Origin of the sequence: Flavobacterium ginsenosidimutans (assembly GCF_037478105.1) — a bacterium.
Taxonomy (GTDB): domain Bacteria; phylum Bacteroidota; class Bacteroidia; order Flavobacteriales; family Flavobacteriaceae; genus Flavobacterium; species Flavobacterium ginsenosidimutans.
This window is the reverse complement of record NZ_CP147988.1, coordinates 3,250,502-3,265,664: the sequence shown is the minus strand read 5'-3', so window position 1 is coordinate 3,265,664 and position 15,163 is coordinate 3,250,502. Positions and strand designations below refer to the sequence as shown.

Sequence of the window (15,163 nt, the reverse complement as noted above, 5' to 3'; positions counted from 1 at the left end):
ATGAACGCCAATTTTGTCATAAAATTGCTCAGATTTTATAAACTAATCTCTTCAAAAAGCCATTTTCCTTTCTTTTTTTAAGAAATAATGCGCTTGAATGAGTAAAATTTAAAGTAAATGAAAAATTTAAGAAACAGTATTTTTTACGTTGGAATTATTGGAGGCTTCTCTCTTCTGATGTATTGGATTATTCTATTAGGTGTAAAACTGGAAACAGGCCGAAATCTTAAAATCCCTACTTCAGATAAAAGTCAATGGGGCGAATTTCTTGATTCTCTTATTAAAAACTTGCATCATCCGTTAGCCCTATTATTGGCGCAGATCGTTACAATCATTTTTGTTGCCCGTATTTTTGGATGGATTTGCATCAAAATAAAACAACCCGCTGTAATTGGAGAAATGATCGCCGGGATTGTAATGGGACCTTCATTAATTGGAATGTATTTCCCCGAATTTTCAGCAGCATTATTCCCAGCTGAATCACTTGGAAATCTTCAATTCTTAAGCCAGATTGGTTTGATTCTTTTCATGTATATCGTGGGAATGGAAATCGACATGAAAATTCTAAGAAACAAAGCCCACGATGCTGTAGTTATTAGCCACGCAAGTATCATCATTCCGTTTGTTTTAGGAATGGGATTGGCGTACTTTATATATGACGAGTTTGCCCCTGCAGATGTACAATTTACATCTTTTGGTTTGTTTGCCGGAATTGCGATGAGCATCACAGCATTTCCGGTACTTGCCAGAATTGTGCAGGAACGCGGCATTCATAAAACTAAATTAGGAACAATCGTAATTACTTGTGCCGCAGCCGATGACATCACGGCTTGGTGTATTCTAGCAGTTGTAATTGCGATTGTAAAAGCAGGTTCTTTTGGAAGCGCTTTGTACACGGTTCTTTTAGCTTTAGGTTACGTCTTTTTAATGATCAGAGTAGTTCGTCCGTTCCTTAAAAGAATCGGAGATTTATATGCTACAAGCGACAAATTAAGCAAACCAATTGTTGCAATATTCTTTTTAACTCTTGTAGTTTCATCTTATTTGACAGAAGTTATCGGAATCCACGCTTTATTTGGAGCTTTTATTGCTGGTGCAATTATGCCTGAAAACATTAGATTTAGAAATCTTTTTATCGAAAAAGTCGAAGATGTTGCACTTGTACTTTTATTGCCATTATTCTTCGTATTTACTGGATTAAGAACACAAATTGGTTTATTGAATGAACCTTATTTATGGAAAATCGCTGGATTAATCTTCTCAGTAGCAGTTATAGGTAAGTTTGTCAGCAGTGCGCTTGCAGCAAAATTCGTAGGCCAGAACTGGAAAGACAGTTTGTCGATCGGAGCATTAATGAATACAAGAGGTTTAACCGAATTGGTTGCTTTAAATATTGGTTACGATCTTGGAGTTTTAAGTCCAGAGTTGTTCTCTATGTTCGTAATTATGGCGCTTGCCACTACATTTATGACAGGTCCAACTTTAGATTTTATTAATTGGATTTTCAAATCGAGTAAAACAGAAACTGAAGAAGATGTCAGTCTGAAAAATAAATACCGCATTTTATTATCTTTTGACAGACCAGAATCTGGAAGAGCTTTGCTTAAAGTAGCTGATGGATTAACGAATAAAAGAGCTGAAAGTTCTGAAATTACAGCAATGCATTTTCTACCAACTGAAGAATTGCACCATTACAATACAGAAGTTTACGAAACAGAAAAATTTAAAGGTGTTGTTGAAGAATCTGTAACGCTTAACAGAAATATCACAACGATGTTTAAAGCGTCTTCTGATATTGATAACGAAATTGTAAATGTTGCCAACAAAAGCAAACACGATTTACTATTAGTTGGAATTGGACAATCTATTTATGAAGGAAGTTTGTTAGGAAGAGTCCTTGGCTTTACAACCCGAATGATTAATCCTGAGAAAATATTAAACACCGTTACTGGAAAAGAAAACATCTTAGAATCAGCTCCTTTTGATGACGGAACGAGGCAGATTATTGCTAAATCTCATATTCCAGTCGGAATTTTAATTGATAAAGATTTAACTGAAATCGCACATATTTTTATTCCGCTATTCAATGCCAAAGATTGGGATTTGATACAAAATTATGTTCAAAAATTTATTCAGAATACTGATGCCAGAATTGAAATTTTGGATGTAGAAGGAAAAATCATGTCAGATTTAGACACAAAAGAAAAAATTAGATTAATGGAACAAGCTGCTTCAAGTCAGCTTTCGCTAAGAAAAGAGCATTCAATCGAGAAAGATTATTTAAATCAGCAAGATCTTATGCTCATCTCAATTGACGGATGGAAACATTTAGTAGAAACCAAGAGCCCGTGGTTAACTAATATTCCGTCAACATTAATTATCTCTGAAGATAAAAAATAGAATTTGTTTTGGATTTACAAAGAAAAAGCGCCTCTTTCAATAAGAAGGCGCTTTTTTGATTTAAATAATATTTACTGTGTGAAAAATATTTAAATTTGTAAGAAAAAACATTTATTTAACACGGAGAGCTATGAAAAAATATACTTATAATAGCAGTATAAATATGTACGAAATAGATCCAAGATTTTTGGAAGAAGGAATATTAAAAGCGCAGAAAAAATCTTTTGATTCAATTCGTATTAAAGCTTTTGCAGATGATTGTGATTTTAAATGCCATTTAGACCTATTGCCTTTAAAAGATAAAAAATTTATAAAAAAACTAATAATTGATGATTCTTTTAAACTTCAAAGCGTTAAGAATATTGAAGCCATATATTCTCTGCAAGAACTAATAGATTTTACAATCGCATTACCAATAAATATTGATTTTAAAGAATTAACTCAATTAGAAAAATTATATCTTAATAATGAAAGCTATCAAAACTTAAGCTCTCTAATAAATTTAAAAGAGCTTTATTTTTCAAGATATTCTAAAGAAAATTGTTGTGAGTTATCTAAATTAAAAGAATTAACTTTTTTAAGATTAGATAACTCTAAAAATTTAATTTCACTTGATGGCATTGAAGAATTAGCAAATTTAAAATGGATTTGGCTAATGAGAAATTCTAATCTATATAATGCCAATAATCTAGCACAATTAAAAAAATTAGAAAGATTAGACATTGAAGGAAGTAAGAAATTAATTGATTATTCCTTCTTGAATAATAATCAAAGCATAAAAAAAACATTAATCTCTGATTTAGATTCTTTAGATTTTGTTCGAAATATGAATGCGTTAGAAAATATTAATTTTTGGAATTGTGAAACTGGAGATTTATCACCATTGTTAGAGTGTCCTACTTTAAAAGAGGTTTCTTTTCATCCACAAAAAAAATATTATTCACATAAAAAAGATGAGATCAATAATATATTAATCGAAAGGAATAAAATTTAAATTTTCAAAATATTACCAAGCTCCAAAGTAAATTTTCCTGTAGAAAATTCTTTCGGTGCTTTTAATAATTTAGTAGCTAAGAATGCCGTTGTAATTGGTTTTAAATTCTTAAAAAGTCCAATTGCATTGAATACTTTAATAATATTTATCGAAATCTTTTCTCCCAAACGATCTGAATTTTCACGAATCAGCGGTCCTGGTCTAAAAATAAGATACTGAGAAAAATGAAGTTCATCTATATATTCTTCCAGTTTTCCTTTCATCATCGAGTAAAATACACTGCTTTTTGAAGAAGCTCCATAAGAAGAAACCAAAACCAAGGAATTAACATTATTTTGCTTTGCAGCAGAAGCAAATTCGGCTGGAATGTCAAAATCAATTTTCCATTGCTTTTCTTTTGAACCTGCAACTTTTAAAGTTGTTCCAAGACATGAAAACAGAACATCTCCAGTAATTAAACCCTGAAAAGAATTTACATTTGAAAAATCAACAATATGTTCTCTCAATTTTGAATGTGATTTTCCTGTAGCACGTCTCACAAAAATTGAAACCGATTCATAATCATTACTTTCCAAAAGCAAATTAACAAGTTCTTTTCCTGTTGCACCTGTCGCTCCAATTACCAATGCTTTCATAAATAAAGGGTTTAGAAAGTAAATATAATGTTTTATTCTATTTTAATCATGATTTACCATTTGACGAAAAAGCATTAATTTCCCCTTACTGTCTCTTTTCCAAATATTTATACTTTTTCCTTTTACATTTCCATTACTATCACCATCGCGCCAATCCACATTGTAAAAACCAAATTCTACAATTGCTTTTCCTGCATTTATAATTCCAGAAGTCTTGATTGAGATTTGCTCAATTTTCAATGTTCCAGGCTTTTCATGTTCTGTAAAATAAGCTGTAATGTCTTTTTCGCCAGAAAGAATTGGCGTATAATACGTTAAATACATCGCGTCGGGCATAAACATTTTGGCATGTTCCGCTCCTTGCCTATTCTGAACCAATCTTTTAATGGTATTATTTCTTTCTTTAACTTCTAAAGTCAACTTATCTGACGAAATATATTCTTGAGTTTGAGAAACATCCGAATCGTCTATTTGAGGAATATTTTTATCATCAAAATAACTCGCCGAACCCCAGATTTCTGCAACAATAGTGAGAAGCTGTTTCTTTTTCTGCCATAAAACAGCATATTTTCCAGAATAAGAATAAGGATCTTGTCCTTTTAAGATCAGATTTTCAGTAAAATTTCCAATTTCAAGAACATAATTTCCAAAATCCTGTAGTTCCAAAATTGCTCTTTGGTATGAAGTAATTTTCGCCTGAGAAAGCCATTGTTCGTAGAACGCAGAAATTGACTTTTTACCCGTTCTTTGCCTGCTGTGTTCGGGCATAAAAACAGATTGATCTGTATATGCTTTTATTAATGCACTTTGATTTCCTTTAGTAAAAGCGGTTTCAAAAGCAGTATTATGCGCTTCAATTTGTTTTCTAATTTCGGGATCAATTTTATTTTCTTGCGCAAAAAGACCAAATGCTAAGAAAAAAAAGGTAAAACTAAATTTAATCATAGCCGATAATTTTTAATTGAAAAACAAATATAACATATTAACAAACAGTATTTTATAATTAAAAACTTAAATATTCCTTTTTAGTTTTTTATACAAATTTTTCTATTTCTTCTATCAGATTTCTAATAATAATTTCGGTCGAAACATCACTGTAACTATTTATAGATTGCCCTGCCCAAATGCTTACAAAATCAGTGTTTTTCTCCAGTTTAGCTGTTTTTCTCAACTCTGCAGTTAGTTTATTTTGATACGGATACGGAAGAATAAATTCAGAATTTTCAATTTCTTCTATAAAAGCATTTCTAATTCCGCGAGCGTATCTTCCTGAATAACTTTTAGTTAAAACAATTTCATTTTCTTTTAAATTTCTAAGTCGGTGCTTTTCAAAATCATGTAAAGCACTTTCAACAGAACCCAAAAACAAACTTCCAATCTGAAAACCGTCTGCTCCTAAAGTTTTGGACGCCAATAAAGTCTTAGCATTATAAATTCCACCAGCATAAATAATTGGTACGTTTACATGTTCTGTTACTTGCGAAAGCAACGACAATCCACCAATTTGCGGAATTGTTTCTTCTAGAAAACTTCCGCGATGTCCTCCCGCTTCAATTCCTTGTACGCAAATAATATCAATACCACTTTGCTCCAAAACAATAGCTTCATGAACAGAAGTGCATGTTCCAATTAAAAGCACTTTATTTTCCTTTAAAGCGGCAATGCTTTCTGCATCTAAATTTCCAAAAGTAAAACTTACAATATTGCAATTTTCCAGCTGAATTGCCTCAATTTGATCGTGATAATCAGTAAGTTTAATTTCATTTATATTCGGAAAATCTACATCAATTCCTGATTTTTCTGCCAACTTTTGAAGATGTTTCCTTGTTTTTAAATATTCAGATTCCAATTTTGGCGTAATGGGATCTATTTTATGCACAAAAATATTTACTGCAAAAGGTTTATCAGTTAATTTTCTTGTTGCTCTTATCAATTCGATACATTTTTCAGCAGGAAGATCTCCTAATGCGAGCGATCCTAAAACTCCTGCATTGCTTGCCGATGCCGTCATTTCTGGGGTTGTAACGCAAGCATTGGCGCTTGTATGATGGGGTAATCAATTTTGAATAAGTCGGTTAAAACATTTTTCCATTCCATGATTTCTGTCTTTTAAATATTCAATGAAATTTCTTTAAAAAGTCTTCATTTTAGGGACTTCAAGTTAGCGAAAAGATGTAGTTCTTCCGTTTATTAAGAAGTTAATTTTTCTACAAATAATTATAACAAGACAATAATTGGTTTCATAAAATGTTTATATATAAAAGATTATGATGCATCTAATCTTTTCAAAATAATACCACACAAGATTAATATTTATAAAAACATGAAAAGAATATTTTTAATAATTGCCTTTGCTTCTTTTTCTCTGCACAGCTTTGCCCAAGAACTCAATAATAAATTCAAGACGATTCCGGCAAAAGATCCTGCCGTAAAAGAAGTTATTCCGCCCAAAGAAGTTGCTCCAAAAGAAAATCCGCCGTCGCCTGTAGAAAAACCTGCGCCATTACAGGTTAATCCAGACGAACTATTTAAAGACAGAAACGTTTACAAACAAGACGCAAATGTTGAAGGGATTTTTTATAGAAGAAATCAATTTTTAGGAAATATCAATACCACTTCAGCTACTTCTACAATTATGTACCGTGATGCAGCTTTTGTAGACGGCGATAAAGTAAAAGTATATTTGAACGATAAAGTAATTGAACCTGAAGTTTTCTTAAATGGCGAATTTAAAAGCGTAAAAATCGACTTGGTTAAAGGAATCAATAAAATTGATATTGAAGCACTTAACGAAGGTTTTGCTTCTCCAAACACAGCCGAATTTAAAGTTTATGACGATAAAGGTCAAGTTATTTCGTCAAGCGAATGGAATGTTGGCACAGGTTATAAAGCCGTTATTGTATTAGTTAAAGAATAAAATCTTATAAAAAGAAATCGTTTGAAATCATAAAAAACACTTAAAACTGCTGACTTCAGCAGTTTTTTTGTTGCATATATGTAGCTAACTACGTAGTTTTGTACATATATTTAATTTACAAGACAAATGCGCATTCAACCAATACAAAATAAGTACGAAAATGAAATCGTTGATTTGATTTTAAACATTCAGCAAAAAGAATTTAATGTTCCTGTTACTTTAGAAGATCAGCCAGATTTACTGGACATTGAAAACTTTTACTATAACCCAGGCGGAATATTTCTTGGCGCTTTTATAGACGAGAAATTAGTTGGAACAATCGCTTTGGTTAAATTTAATGCTGAAGCTGGAGCGATCAGAAAAATGTTCGTTAAGAAGGAATACAGAGGAAAAGAATTTCAAATTGCCCAACAATTATTAGAACAGTTAATTGCATACAGCAAAGAAAACGGAATTAAAGACTTATATTTAGGAACGGTTACGCTCTTGCAAGCTGCTTTACGTTTTTATGAAAAAAATAATTTTGTAACAATCCCAAAAGAAGCACTTCCAACTGATTTTCCGTTAATGAAACCTGATAATGTTTTTTGTCATTTAAATCTAAATCAATAGAAATGAATATCATTGATGAAATTGGTATTTTGGCCATATCTACTCGATTGCAACGTCTGAGCGAACAACTTCGCAAAGACGGGGCTTTAATTTATAAGTCTTTCGATATTGATTTTGAACCAAAATGGTTTCCTGTAATTTACACTTTGCACATCAAAGAAATGCTGAGTGTTGTTGAAATTGCTGCCGAAATTGGCTATAGCCACCCTTCTACTATAAGTTTATTGAAGGAATTGGAAAAGCAGAAAATCATCAGTTCTAAAAAAGATAAATTGGACGAACGCAAAAGATTGATTGTTCTTACAGCAAAAGGAAAAGATCTTGTTGTAAAAATGCAGCCCGTTTGGACCATTATGAAAAATGCTTTAAACGAAATCACTGACAATCAAAACAATCTTTTGAAAGCTATTGAAGAAACAGAACAAAAACTAGCTTCTCAGGGATTTTTTCAGAGAATTTCAGAACTCAAAAGCTGATTTACTCTTTCCCTGTGATCTTTTTTCTGTGATTATGACCCCATTTTGCTAAAGAATCGATTACTTCTTTTAATGTATGTCCGTATTCTGTAAGCTGATATTCTACAGTTATGGGCTGTGTATTCAAAACAGTTCTAGTAACTAATTGATTTTCTTCGAGATTTTTTAATTCTCTGCTTAACATTTTTCCTGAAATTCCTTCGACTTCGCGCAATAAATCGGTAAATCTTAAAGTATTAAAGCAAAGTGATGCAATAATAGAGATTTTCCATCTTCCGTTTAAAATATACATTGCGTCATGCACTGCCATAATATGTTGTGTGCATTTTTTAGGATCGTGTTTTAGTTCTTTCAGCATGTTCTATTGTATGTTACCTCGATGTTACAGTTACTTTTGGTAATCGGATGACAAAAATACACTTAAAGTGTTTACATTTGAATACAATTTTTAATTACTAAAGAAAAATGGCCTTAATAGATGCACTAAAGTGGCGTTACGCTACAAAAAAAATGAACGGACAAGCTGTTCCGCAAGAAAAAGTAGATTATATTCTTGAAGCTGCAAAACTTGCTCCATCTTCTTCTGGATTACAGCCTTACAAGATTTTTGTTATTACAAACAAAGAATTAAAAGACAAAATTAGAACTGTAAGTTTTGATCAAAGTCAAGTTACAGATGCTTCTCACGTTTTGGTTTGGGCTGCTTGGGATGGTTATAGTTTAGAAAAAATTTCTGCTGTTTTTGACAGAACAATTGCTGAAAGAGGAATTCCTGCTAATGCAATGGATGAGTACAAACAAAGACTTTGGGGAATGTATGAGCCTCTTGGACAAGAATGGCACGCTAACCACGCTGCAAAACAAGCTTACATTTCTTTTGGCGTAGCAATCGCTGCTGCTGCTGAACAGCAAGTAGATGCAACTCCAATGGAAGGTTTTATTCCTGCTGAAGTTGACAAACTTTTAGGTTTAAGCGAACTTGGACTAAAAAGCGTTTTGGTTTTACCTATAGGATATAGAGATGATGCAAACGACTGGTTGGTAAATTTGAAAAAAGTGAGAACTCCACAAGACGAATTTATAACAGAAATCAAGTAAAAAATTATTTTTTGCTTAAATAAAGAATGCTTCTGGAAAAGCCTCGCTGGCTTTTTTAGAAGCATTTTCAGTTTAAATATTTCATTTTCAAAACAAAATCAATTGTAATGTAAAACAGAAGAAAACACAATTTGATTAAAAGAATGTTATTTTTAATGTTTATACAAAAAAAGGTATTCAAAGCGGATAAATAAATAATATCGTATAGCTAATTTTGCTTCATCCAAAACAATTCATTCTTATTACAACAAATTAAAATTCTAACATTATGTCTGATTTTTTAACGCAATTTGGGGAAGACCTAAAAAAGAACGTCCCAGGTTTCATTGCAGTTTCTGTAGCTGAAATCGCAAGCGGTATGTCATACTATTCACACTCTGCTGTTGCAGATTTTGATCCAGAATTGGCATCTGCTTACAACCTTGAAGTAGTTAAAGCAAAAATGAACGCTATTAAAGCTTTAAATTTACATGGTCAGGTTATTGATAATATTATGATTACGCTAAGTTCTCAAATTCACATTATCGACGTTTCTGACAATCAAGATTACTTTATTTACCTAGCTGTAGATTCTACAAAAGCTAATTTAGGTATGACAAAATCTATCTTAAATAAATACAAAAAAGAAATCGTAGCTAAATTATAACTCAATTTTGCCCCTTATAAAAAGGAATATTCTGCTAAGAGTATTCCTTTTTATTTTTTTAGTCGGAAACAAAACTCAAGATCTAATTTTAGTAAACACGTAAAAAAATTTCTTTGCGTTCAAATTAAATATGTCGCTCCGCTGGAGCTTTTTACTATCGGTATTGTTTTTTCTATAAATATTGAGCTCCTCTGGAGCTATTTAAAATTATTAAAAAATTCCCAGAGGAACTATTTAAAGTCATTAGAAAAGTCCCAGAGGGACGAAATATTTATAGAAAAAAAAATCGACAATCTTTAAAAAAAAGCTCCAGCGGAGCGACATATATTATTACACAAACCATCCTATTTAGCCCATAGTTCAAGGCTTCAAACTTGAAAAACGGGTAGAAAAATCCTCTATCTTTTCTATTTGTCAAAAGCATTGTTTATGCTTTTATAGTCCATAATATTAAAAAACAGTTTTTTTATACAAATTTCTTTTCATTTCTATAAATTATTCTATATTTCGAAAAGTAAATGAGGAATTATATAAATGGAATTACGTGCCTATTTTGAAAAATATCCTGACGAAGCAACTTGTATTGAAGAACTAAAAAACAAGCGCTTAGAAAATGGTCTTTTATGCAGGAAATGTGGGCATAATGCACACTCTTTCCGACAGAATGATTTTAAATTTCAATGTCGAAAATGTGGCAACCGAATCAGTCTTCGATCTGGAACCGTGATGGAGAATTCTAATCTTCCCGTTAGATATTGGATGATTTGCATCGAATTAATGACGCTTTCTCATCGAAAAATATCAATTCTTAAAATTCAATATCTTTTAGGTCATAAACGTTACGAACCAATTTGGTTAATGGTTCAAAAAATACGCTTGGTCATGAAAATTAGAGATGAAAAATACCGATTAAGGGCTTATTCTGAATTTGATCCTGAATTTCTTCAGAAGATTGATAAACTTGCTTTGCAAAAGAAAACAAAAGAAAACAAAAGATGAGAATGGTTGATTGTTAATGGTTGATTGTTAATGGTTAATGGTTAATGGTTAATTGTTGATGGTTAATTGTTGATGGTTAATTGTTGATGGTTGAGATTGAAAAGTCTATACGAATAAAAAAGCCACAGATTATAGAGTAAAATGATTTTAGAAATCAATACTAATCTATAATCTGTGGCTTTTTTATTCTATTGTTATGACTGCTTTGGAAAAATTCACAATTCACCATTAACCATTAACAATTAAAAACTATTTTTTCTTATTTTTCTTTGCTTTAGATCTTTTTGCTTTATTTTTTGCGATTTTTTTCGCTTTAGCTTTATCCTTTGCTTTTTTTGCTTTTGCTTTCTTTTTCGCTTGAGCTTTTAGTTTTGCTTTTTTAGCTTTTTCCTTCTTTTTGTCTTTCGCTTTTTCTTTTTTCTTAGCTACTTTTTTCTTTTTCTCTTTTTTCTTTTTCTCTTTTTTCTCTTTTTCTTTCATCTTTTTATTCTTTTTAGATTTCGATTCGTTTTCGTTTTCTTCTGATGTTTCTTCTTCAACTTCAGATGTAACTCCTTCTTGCTTTGGTTCTTCTGTAATCTCCTCTGCAATGGCAACTTCTTTTTCTGTTGCTTTTTTTGGAGCTCTTTTAGGTTTTGGTTTTACTTCTGTAGTTTCGTTTACCGATTCTGTTTCTGAAGTCGGAGCATCTTTCTGCTCGTTTTCATCACTTGAGATAACTGGAGCAACTTCTACTTCCTGATCGATTTCATTAGTAAGCACTTCTTTTGCCATTATTCTGTTAATTTTAAGAAATTGATTAAATTTATTTTGGTTTAAACTAATTTTCAATGTTATTAAATCATTAAATTAACATCAAAAAATAATAAACAAAGATAGATTGAAAAAGGTATTCGCCAATGTTAAGTTTTTCATAGCTAAAAAAACTCACTACAAACCATTTAAAACCAACAACTTACCCAATGTTAAGTTTTTCATGACGGTTTTTAGCGAATTAGAAACCTTAATATAAGCGTTCTAAGCATGATTTGATTTTATAGAAGTGAATTGTAATTTGCATAATTTCGCTTAAAAATTTGATCGATGTACAACGATTTAGAATACAAATCAATAAAACCCAGCAAAAACCTATCGGATTTTGTGGATAGTTTTTGGTGCATGGAGAATAAATCGGACCAAACGCTAGAAACAATTGGACTTCCCGATGGACGAATTGACTTATCATTAATAAAAACAACAGAAAATTCTTTTCAAATTAGACTTTTAGGTTTAGGAACTCAGCAATATGAAAAAGGTAAAATTCCAGCCAATAGTCTAACCTTTGTAATCAGCTTTAAACTTCCTGCCGCTGAATATGTTTTTAACGAAAGTATTGCAGACCTTATAAATTCAGGAAAAATACTCGAAAGCAACTTTTGGGATTTCAACGAAAATGATTTAAAAAATTTTGAATTGTTCTGTAAAAAAGCTTCGGCAAAAATTGATTCTTTACTAATAAAGGAAATCGATGTGCGAAAACAAAAACTCTTTAAACTCATCTATGAAAGCAACGGCGCAATGTCAGTCAAAGAATTATCCGAACAATCTCATTGGAGTAGCCGTCAAATAAATCGCTATTTTAATCAGTATTTTGGCCTTTCGCTGAAAGCATATTGTTCAATTCTTCGTTTTCGAGCTTCGTTGGAACATATTGCAAAAGGAAAACTTTTTCCTGAAGAGAATTTTTCAGATCAAACACATTTCATTAAAGAGATCAAGAAAATTTCGGGTTCACTTCCAAAAGAACTATTTCAAAACAAAAACAACCGATTTATACTATTATCTGCTCTTTCCTCTAAATAATTTTGCAACATAGATTTTAAACACAAAACTATGTTACTACAAAATAAACAAGTTGCCATTATTGGCGGCGGAATGGGCGGTTTAATCTTAGCGCGCCTTTTGCAACTTCAAAATGTAAATGTAAAAGTTTATGAAAGAGATTTAAATTCAGAAGTCCGCGTTCAAGGTTCTCCTTTAGATTTACATGAAGATTCTGGTTTAAAAGCCATGAAACAAGCAAATTTATTGACTGAGTTTTATGAAAATATTCGGCCAACTGCGAGTAAAGCTCGAATTGTCAATCAAAATTTTGAATTGAAATTTGATGAACATAACATTCAGAAAACTGCTTTTGAAGAAATTTCGAATAACCATACAAATTCTCTAGAGAACATTTCAAAACCTCGACCAGAAATAGATCGTTCGGAGCTTCGAGCTATTTTATTAGAATCGCTTTTGCCTGAAACTGTTGTTTGGAACAGTCAGTTTCTTTCGATGGAAAAAGAAAATCAAGGCTGGCGTTTGTATTTTAAAAACAGAAAAACTATTTATGCTGATTTGGTAATTGCTGCTGACGGTGCCAATTCGAAAGTCCGTTCTTATTTAAGTACAGAGAAACCCATTTATTCTGGAATTACTATGATTGAAGGAACGATTTATAACGCAAAAGAAAATGCTCCCAATCTTTTTGAGTTTTCGAAAGGCGGAAAAGTTCTTGCTTTAGGAAATGGACAAAACATTATGTACGGTACAAAAAGAGACGGTTCGCTGATGTTTTTGCTTAGTACTAAAATACCCGAAAATTGGCTTGTAGAAAGCGATTTGGATTTTAAAGACAATCAGAAAATTTTTGAATGGTTTAAAGAAGTTTATCAAGATTGGAGTTCTGAATGGCACGAACTTTTTCTGAGCAATGAATTGTATTTTATTCCGCGTCCGCAGTATTATTTCCCTTTAGATCAATCTTGGAAAACTCAGGAAAATCTAAGTCTAATTGGAGATGCAGCGCATAGAATGCCTCCGTTTGCTGGAAAAGGTGCTAATCTTGCTATGCTAGACGCTCTTGAACTTTCAGAATGTTTAACCAATAATCATTTTTCAGATTTGAAAACTGCTATTTCTTATTTTGAAAAACGAATGCTGGAACGAGCTGCTGAAGCGACAAAAGATACTTTAAGAAATGGAGAACAATTGCATTCAAAAGATGCTTTAGAAAATCTTCTTTCGATATTCAGCAAAACAAAATCATATTAATCATTTTAATTTCAATTAGTTATATTTTTTATTTAAATTTACAAATACCCAAAAAGCATTTCTTAAGTATCTACATTCCCATATAAGTTTCATTAAAATAAATTTATACTATGAGGCATTTTTTACTCCTATTCTTTTTTGCAGGTTTTATCTATTCTTCTTTTGGACAAAAAACTACTGATTCTATTTCGAAAAAAGAAAAGAAAATCGAATTGAGAGTAATGCCTTATCTAAGTTACAATCGAAATTTAGACTTTATGTTTGGAGTAATTCCGATGACGATGTACAAAGTCAATCAAGCTGATACTATTTCGCCAAAATCTTTATCAGGAATGTCGGCAATTTACACTACCAATAAATCCTATTTTATAGCGCTTTTTAATAAATGGTATTTGAATGAAGACAAATGGCGATTAAAACTTTTCTTTTTTACTGGAAATCAGAATTCACAATTTTATGTGGATGATATTGATCAGCCAGATTTTTATGATTATGGAACTAAAACAACTGTTTTAAGTGTTGGCGGTCAGCATAAAATTATTGGAAAGTTCTACGGCGGACTTTCTTATACGTATGCACATTACAATACAGTTTATGAAGATGATATTTCTCCTAAATCGGTTTCACATAGCAATGCTTTGGTTGTAAACTTATTATATGATACTAGAGATGCTGTCTATTATCCGACCAAAGGTTATAAAATCAGAATGGATTGGTCGACTTATCCAAAGTTTTTAGATAATGAATTAGCATCGAATCGAATATCTTTTCAAGCCAATAAATACTTTCCCTATCGAGAAGGAAAAGATGTTATTGCCGTTCGTTTTTACAGCAAGTTTGGTTTAGGAAATGTAGCATTTGAACAGCAGAGTACAATTGGAGGAACTGATATTCGAGGTTATTCCGAAGGGAAATATCGCGGTTCAGGATTAATGGATATTCAGGGAGAATATCGTTATAACTTTGCTAAGAAAATGGGATTAGTTGGCTTTTTTGGTATTGCCACTATTTATGGTTCTGATACTCCAAGCTTTGATTGGAAATTATATCCTGGCGGTGGAGTTGGCTATCGATACAATCCTTTCAAAAAATCAAAATTTAATGTAGGCATAGACGGTGCCGTTGGTAAAGGAGACTGGGGAATTTACTTTAGAATCGGCGAAGCTTTTTAATTAAGAAAAAACATATAATTAAACTTCAACTTATTACGACTTGAAGTTTTTTCGTATAAATAATACTACTTTTCAATTGTTGCAATACAGGTTTTCTTGTTTCATTTTATAATATGGAACATACAAAAAAATATCTCAA

The 15,163-nt window shown here is 31.6% G+C and carries 15 protein-coding genes and 1 pseudogene; 11 read left to right on the top strand and 5 right to left on the bottom strand.

The window, feature by feature from the left end:
* Positions 1-117: 117 nt before the first annotated feature.
* The gene (locus V6624_RS14295; RefSeq protein WP_111290482.1) at positions 118-2,400 is read left to right on the top strand and encodes a cation:proton antiporter; all 2,283 of its coding nucleotides are present in this window, start codon (positions 118-120) and stop codon (positions 2,398-2,400) included.
* A gap of 130 nt (positions 2,401-2,530) precedes the next feature.
* Positions 2,531-3,394: a hypothetical protein gene (locus V6624_RS14290; protein ID WP_111290481.1), complete on the top strand. Its 864-nt coding sequence runs from the start codon at positions 2,531-2,533 to the stop codon at positions 3,392-3,394.
* On the opposite strand, the gene V6624_RS14285 is transcribed toward V6624_RS14290, so the two are convergent.
* The 3 genes from V6624_RS14285 to V6624_RS14275 all read right to left on the bottom strand — a co-directional run bounded on the left by V6624_RS14285 (position 3,391) and on the right by V6624_RS14275 (position 6,040).
* Positions 3,391-4,029: an NAD(P)H-binding protein gene (locus V6624_RS14285; protein WP_111290480.1), complete on the bottom strand. Its 639-nt coding sequence runs from the start codon at positions 4,027-4,029 to the stop codon at positions 3,391-3,393. The two genes, V6624_RS14290 and V6624_RS14285, sit on opposite strands and share 4 nt — an antisense overlap.
* A 42-nt stretch (positions 4,030-4,071) precedes the next feature.
* Positions 4,072-4,974: a YybH family protein gene (locus tag V6624_RS14280; RefSeq protein ID WP_111290479.1), complete on the bottom strand. Its 903-nt coding sequence runs from the start codon at positions 4,972-4,974 to the stop codon at positions 4,072-4,074.
* 88 nt (positions 4,975-5,062) lie between these two features.
* Positions 5,063-6,040 (bottom strand): NAD(P)H-dependent flavin oxidoreductase, encoded by a 978-nt coding sequence (locus tag V6624_RS14275; RefSeq protein ID WP_239455764.1) that lies wholly within the window; start codon positions 6,038-6,040, stop codon positions 5,063-5,065.
* 312 nt (positions 6,041-6,352) lie between these two features.
* Here V6624_RS14275 and V6624_RS14270 point away from each other — a divergent pair, with 312 nt between their 5' ends.
* The 3 genes from V6624_RS14270 to V6624_RS14260 all read left to right on the top strand — a co-directional run bounded on the left by V6624_RS14270 (position 6,353) and on the right by V6624_RS14260 (position 8,034).
* A complete protein-coding gene (locus V6624_RS14270; protein ID WP_111290478.1) occupies positions 6,353-6,946 on the top strand; it encodes a hypothetical protein in 594 nt (197 codons plus the stop codon).
* A gap of 126 nt (positions 6,947-7,072) precedes the next feature.
* Positions 7,073-7,558, top strand: coding sequence for a GNAT family N-acetyltransferase (locus V6624_RS14265; protein ID WP_111290477.1), 486 nt, complete (start codon positions 7,073-7,075; stop codon positions 7,556-7,558).
* Between the two features lie 2 nt (positions 7,559-7,560).
* Positions 7,561-8,034 carry a MarR family winged helix-turn-helix transcriptional regulator gene (locus V6624_RS14260; protein ID WP_111290476.1) on the top strand — a complete coding sequence of 158 codons (474 nt, stop codon included), beginning with the start codon at positions 7,561-7,563 and terminating at the stop codon, positions 8,032-8,034.
* Position 8,035: 1 nt separating this feature from the next.
* Here V6624_RS14260 and V6624_RS14255 read toward each other — a convergent pair whose 3' ends face one another.
* Complete coding sequence (locus V6624_RS14255) at positions 8,036-8,392, bottom strand: winged helix-turn-helix transcriptional regulator (RefSeq protein ID WP_239455763.1); 357 nt, start codon at positions 8,390-8,392, stop codon at positions 8,036-8,038.
* Between the two features lie 107 nt (positions 8,393-8,499).
* Here V6624_RS14255 and V6624_RS14250 point away from each other — a divergent pair, with 107 nt between their 5' ends.
* The 3 genes and pseudogenes from V6624_RS14250 to V6624_RS14240 form a co-directional block, all read left to right on the top strand.
* Positions 8,500-9,132, top strand: a complete 633-nt coding sequence (locus V6624_RS14250; RefSeq protein WP_111290475.1) for a nitroreductase family protein — start codon at positions 8,500-8,502, stop codon at positions 9,130-9,132.
* A 268-nt stretch (positions 9,133-9,400) separates the two neighbouring features.
* Positions 9,401-9,778: a hypothetical protein gene (locus V6624_RS14245; protein WP_111290474.1), complete on the top strand. Its 378-nt coding sequence runs from the start codon at positions 9,401-9,403 to the stop codon at positions 9,776-9,778.
* Between the two features lie 534 nt (positions 9,779-10,312).
* Positions 10,313-10,774 (top strand): annotated as a pseudogene (locus V6624_RS14240) (transposase); the annotation flags it as partial.
* Positions 10,775-11,026: 252 nt separating this feature from the next.
* Here V6624_RS14240 and V6624_RS14235 read toward each other — a convergent pair.
* A complete protein-coding gene (locus tag V6624_RS14235; RefSeq protein WP_204251704.1) occupies positions 11,027-11,551 on the bottom strand; it encodes a hypothetical protein in 525 nt (174 codons plus the stop codon).
* Positions 11,552-11,860: 309 nt separating this feature from the next.
* Between V6624_RS14235 and V6624_RS14230 the strand changes: the two genes are divergently transcribed.
* From V6624_RS14230 to V6624_RS14220, 3 genes are all read left to right on the top strand, one after another.
* Complete coding sequence (locus V6624_RS14230) at positions 11,861-12,619, top strand: helix-turn-helix domain-containing protein (RefSeq protein WP_111290472.1); 759 nt, start codon at positions 11,861-11,863, stop codon at positions 12,617-12,619.
* 30 nt (positions 12,620-12,649) lie between these two features.
* Positions 12,650-13,852: an FAD-dependent oxidoreductase gene (locus V6624_RS14225; RefSeq protein WP_111290471.1), complete on the top strand. Its 1,203-nt coding sequence runs from the start codon at positions 12,650-12,652 to the stop codon at positions 13,850-13,852.
* Positions 13,853-13,962: 110 nt separating this feature from the next.
* Positions 13,963-15,024 carry a BamA/TamA family outer membrane protein gene (locus V6624_RS14220; protein WP_111290470.1) on the top strand — a complete coding sequence of 354 codons (1,062 nt, stop codon included), beginning with the start codon at positions 13,963-13,965 and terminating at the stop codon, positions 15,022-15,024.
* Positions 15,025-15,163 lie beyond the last annotated feature (139 nt).

What these genes read in the sequence shown, in the direction of transcription:
- V6624_RS14235 (WP_204251704.1), bottom strand. Translation starts at nt 11,551, where the DNA reads ATGGCAAAAGAAGTGCTTACTAATGAAATCGATCAGGAAGTAGAAGTT.
- V6624_RS14245 (WP_111290474.1), top strand. Translation starts at nt 9,401, where the DNA reads ATGTCTGATTTTTTAACGCAATTTGGGGAAGACCTAAAAAAGAACGTC.
- V6624_RS14270 (WP_111290478.1), top strand. Translation starts at nt 6,353, where the DNA reads ATGAAAAGAATATTTTTAATAATTGCCTTTGCTTCTTTTTCTCTGCAC.
- V6624_RS14280 (WP_111290479.1), bottom strand. Translation starts at nt 4,974, where the DNA reads ATGATTAAATTTAGTTTTACCTTTTTTTTCTTAGCATTTGGTCTTTTT.
- V6624_RS14230 (WP_111290472.1), top strand. Translation starts at nt 11,861, where the DNA reads ATGTACAACGATTTAGAATACAAATCAATAAAACCCAGCAAAAACCTA.
- V6624_RS14255 (WP_239455763.1), bottom strand. Translation starts at nt 8,392, where the DNA reads ATGCTGAAAGAACTAAAACACGATCCTAAAAAATGCACACAACATATT.
- V6624_RS14265 (WP_111290477.1), top strand. Translation starts at nt 7,073, where the DNA reads ATGCGCATTCAACCAATACAAAATAAGTACGAAAATGAAATCGTTGAT.
- V6624_RS14220 (WP_111290470.1), top strand. Translation starts at nt 13,963, where the DNA reads ATGAGGCATTTTTTACTCCTATTCTTTTTTGCAGGTTTTATCTATTCT.
- V6624_RS14295 (WP_111290482.1), top strand. Translation starts at nt 118, where the DNA reads ATGAAAAATTTAAGAAACAGTATTTTTTACGTTGGAATTATTGGAGGC.
- V6624_RS14275 (WP_239455764.1), bottom strand. Translation starts at nt 6,040, where the DNA reads ATGACGGCATCGGCAAGCAATGCAGGAGTTTTAGGATCGCTCGCATTA.
- V6624_RS14260 (WP_111290476.1), top strand. Translation starts at nt 7,561, where the DNA reads ATGAATATCATTGATGAAATTGGTATTTTGGCCATATCTACTCGATTG.
- V6624_RS14250 (WP_111290475.1), top strand. Translation starts at nt 8,500, where the DNA reads ATGGCCTTAATAGATGCACTAAAGTGGCGTTACGCTACAAAAAAAATG.
- V6624_RS14290 (WP_111290481.1), top strand. Translation starts at nt 2,531, where the DNA reads ATGAAAAAATATACTTATAATAGCAGTATAAATATGTACGAAATAGAT.
- V6624_RS14285 (WP_111290480.1), bottom strand. Translation starts at nt 4,029, where the DNA reads ATGAAAGCATTGGTAATTGGAGCGACAGGTGCAACAGGAAAAGAACTT.
- V6624_RS14225 (WP_111290471.1), top strand. Translation starts at nt 12,650, where the DNA reads ATGTTACTACAAAATAAACAAGTTGCCATTATTGGCGGCGGAATGGGC.